General features: G+C 72.2%; 3 protein-coding genes. 2 read left to right on the top strand and 1 reads right to left on the bottom strand.

The features are described 5' to 3' along the window. The first annotated feature begins 80 nt into the window (after positions 1 to 80). On the top strand, positions 81 to 1,130 hold the full coding sequence (locus DBR36_RS05075; RefSeq protein ID WP_108317854.1) for a biotin/lipoate A/B protein ligase family protein: 1,050 nt from the start codon (positions 81 to 83) through the stop codon (positions 1,128 to 1,130). After that, positions 1,127 to 2,080 (top strand): site-specific DNA-methyltransferase, encoded by a 954-nt coding sequence (locus DBR36_RS05070; protein ID WP_243393045.1) that lies wholly within the window; start codon positions 1,127 to 1,129, stop codon positions 2,078 to 2,080. The genes DBR36_RS05075 and DBR36_RS05070 overlap by 4 nt, the downstream gene beginning before the upstream one ends. A gap of 26 nt (positions 2,081 to 2,106) precedes the next feature. Here the strand turns inward: DBR36_RS05070 and DBR36_RS05065 are convergent, their stop codons facing one another. Beyond that, the gene (locus DBR36_RS05065) at positions 2,107 to 3,081 is read right to left on the bottom strand and encodes a MauE/DoxX family redox-associated membrane protein (protein ID WP_181373485.1); all 975 of its coding nucleotides are present in this window, start codon (positions 3,079 to 3,081) and stop codon (positions 2,107 to 2,109) included. Positions 3,082 to 3,125 lie beyond the last annotated feature (44 nt).

Here is a 3,125-nt window from a genome sequence, read left to right as displayed (position 1 = left end):
GTCTCGCGCCGCCGCGGCGGGCTCGCCGCTCCGCGCCGCGCCCGCCCGCCGCGCCCGCCCGCCCGCCGTAGGCTGGAGACATGCACGGCGAGTACAAGGTCCCCGGCGGGAAGCTGGTCGTCGTCGACCTCGAAGAGCGCGAGGGCCGTATCCACGGCTTCCACCTCGCGGGCGACTTCTTCCTCGAGCCCGACGACGCCCTCGACGACATCGACGCGGCCGTCAACGGGCTGCCGGTGGAGTCCGACGTCCCCACGATCGCCGCGGCGATCCGCACCGCCCTGCCCGAGGGGGCGCAGCTGCTCGGCTTCACTCCGGAATCGGTCGCGACGGCGATCCGCCGCGCCCTGGTGGTCGCCCCCGGGTGGGCGGACTTGGAGTGGGAGGTCGTGCACGACGGCCCCGTGTCGCCCCGCATGAACCTCGCCCTCGACGAGGTGCTCACCACCCGGGTGGGCGCCGGGCTGCGCAAGCCCACGCTGCGGCTGTGGGAGTGGAACGAGAGCGCCGTCGTCATCGGTTCGTTCCAGTCCCTGCGCAACGAGGTCGACCCCGAGGGGGCCGCGAAGCACGGCTTCGACGTCGTACGCCGGATCTCGGGGGGCGGCGCGATGATGATGGCCGCCAACTCGATCGTCACGTACTCGCTCTACGTCCCCGCGTCGCTGGTCGCCGGGATGACGTTCGCCGACTCCTACGCCTTCCTCGACGACTGGGTGCTGCAGGCGCTGCGCTCGCTCGGCATCGACGCCGTCTACCAGCCGCTCAACGACATCGCCGGCCCCCACGGCAAGATCGGTGGGGCCGCGCAGAAGCGGCTCGCGAACGGCGGCGTGCTGCACCACGCGACCCTCAGCTATGACATGGACAGCCAGGTGCTCACCGAGGTGCTGCGCATCGGCCGCGAGAAGCTCAGCGACAAGGGCACCGTCTCGGCCGCCAAGCGCGTCGACCCGCTGCGCAGCCAGACCGGACTGCCGCGCGATCAGGTCATCGACCGCTTCATCCAGACGTTCACGACGCTCTACGGCGCGACCGAGGGGCACATCACCCCCGAGGAGTACGCCGAGGCCGAGGCCCTCGTCGCCTCGAAGTTCGCCACCGACGCGTGGCTGCAGCGGGTTCCGTGAGCGCGGCCGCCCCCGACGCCGTCCCCGCGCAGGGCGTCGTCGAGATCCACCACGCCGACAACCTGACGATCACCCCGGCGCTCGCCGACGGCTCGTTCTCTCTCGTGTACCTCGATCCGCCGTTCAACACGGGGCGCACGCGCTCCAAGGCGGTCGAGTCGGCGACGTGGACGCCCCCCGTGGAAGAAGAGGCGGATGCCGTCGCCCCCGAGCCCGTGGCATCCCCCGACGATCCGAACATGCTGACGTTCCCCGAGGACGAGCCGCCCCCGCCGCCGGTGGTGCAACGCGGCTTCCACGGACGCGAGTACGCGCGGCTGCGCGGCGACCTGCGCACCTACGACGATCGCTTCGACGACTACTGGGGCTTTCTCGAGCCGCGGCTGATCGAAGCGTGGCGGCTGCTCGCCGACGACGGCACGCTGTACCTGCACCTGGACTATCGCGAGGTGCACTACGCCAAGGTGATGTGCGACGCCCTGTTCGGGCGCGACCACTTCCTCAACGAGCTGATCTGGGCCTATGACTACGGCGCGAAGACCAAGCGCCGTTGGCCCACCAAGCACGAGACAATCCTCGTCTACGTCAAGAACCCGGCCGCGTACTTCTTCGATTCGGATGCCGTCGACCGCGAGCCCTACATGGCCCCCGGCCTGGTGACGGCCGAGAAGGCCGCGCGCGGCAAGATGCCCACCGACGTGTGGTGGCACACCATCGTGCCGACGACCGGGCGCGAGAAGACGGGCTACCCGACGCAGAAGCCCGAGGGCGTGCTGCGCCGCATGGTGCAGGCGTCCAGCCGCCCCGGCGATCGGGTGCTCGACATGTTCGCCGGCAGCGGCACGCTGGGTGCCGTCGCCGCCCCGCTCGGCCGGCACGCGGTGCTGATCGACGACAACGCCGACGCGGTCGCGGTGATGCACAAGCGCCTCGAGGCCTTCGAGGCCTGAGTCGAGGCGCACGGCCGCTCGCGCCGTCAGCCTCTCGAACGCACCAGGGCCGACACCAGGCCGCGAATGTCGTTCTCGCCGTTCGCATAGGGCAGGACGGGGTGTCCGTTCGTGGCCATGAGCACCCCCACGGGGCGTTCGGCGCCGACATCCAGAGCCCCCGCGAGCGCGCCGTTCAGATCGAGGGCGGCCGGGGTGCGTGGGCCGTCGTTCTCGCGCGCGGGGGCGTTCCAGTCGCGTCCGGCGCCCACGGGGTACACGATCCGCACGTCGAGCCACGGCGCGAGCGCGTCGTGGTGCTGGTCGAGCAGGTCGATCACGCGCAGGCAGCGGTCGCAGTGCGGTTGCGCGAAGACGAGCAGCTGACCGCGTCCCCGCGCGGCCTCGGTGGCGACGTCGATCACCAGACCGTCCTCGCGGATGAGGGCCGGGCGCGACGAGGCGATGTCGGGTGCGGGCATCCCGCCGCGGCGTCCCGCACGAGCCGTCGCGAACCCGGCCGACACGAGCGCCGCGCTCACCGCCGTCGCGATCAGGGCCGGCAGGGGGTGGGCGCCCGCGAGAACCACCGCCGACGGGTCGGACGACGCCGAGGCGATCGCACAGACGACCGCCAGCAGCAGGGCCGCCGCGCTCAGGACGGCGTTGCGGCGCACCAGCGCGGGAGACAGCGGCGTGCTGCTGAACCGGCCGAGGCACCCGCAGTCGTCGGTGGAGCCGTGGCCGACGGCACGGGCGGTGACCGCGGTGAACCCCGCCAGCAGCAGGAGGATCGCGACCGCGGCAGCCACGCGGGCCTGGCCGTCGGTGACGGCGAGGCCGAGCGCCAGCGCCACTTCGCAGAGTGAGACGGCCGTCACCGTGAGTCGCGGATGCCGCAGGGGCAGACGCAGCGCCGACAGGACGCGGGGAGCATCGTCGAGCGCGACGATCTTCGCGATTCCGCTGACCAGCAGCAGGGACGTCGCGGGGGCGATGAGGCAGAGGAGGAGAAGGCTCATGAGCGGCAGCCGTCGGGCACGGCACATCCAGCCTGGGGTGCGGG

It is taken from the genome of Microbacterium sp. HMWF026 (assembly GCF_003061325.1).
In the GTDB taxonomy this organism is placed as follows: Bacteria; Actinomycetota; Actinomycetes; order Actinomycetales; family Microbacteriaceae; genus Microbacterium; species Microbacterium testaceum_E.
This window is presented reverse-complemented; position numbering and strand designations above follow the sequence as displayed.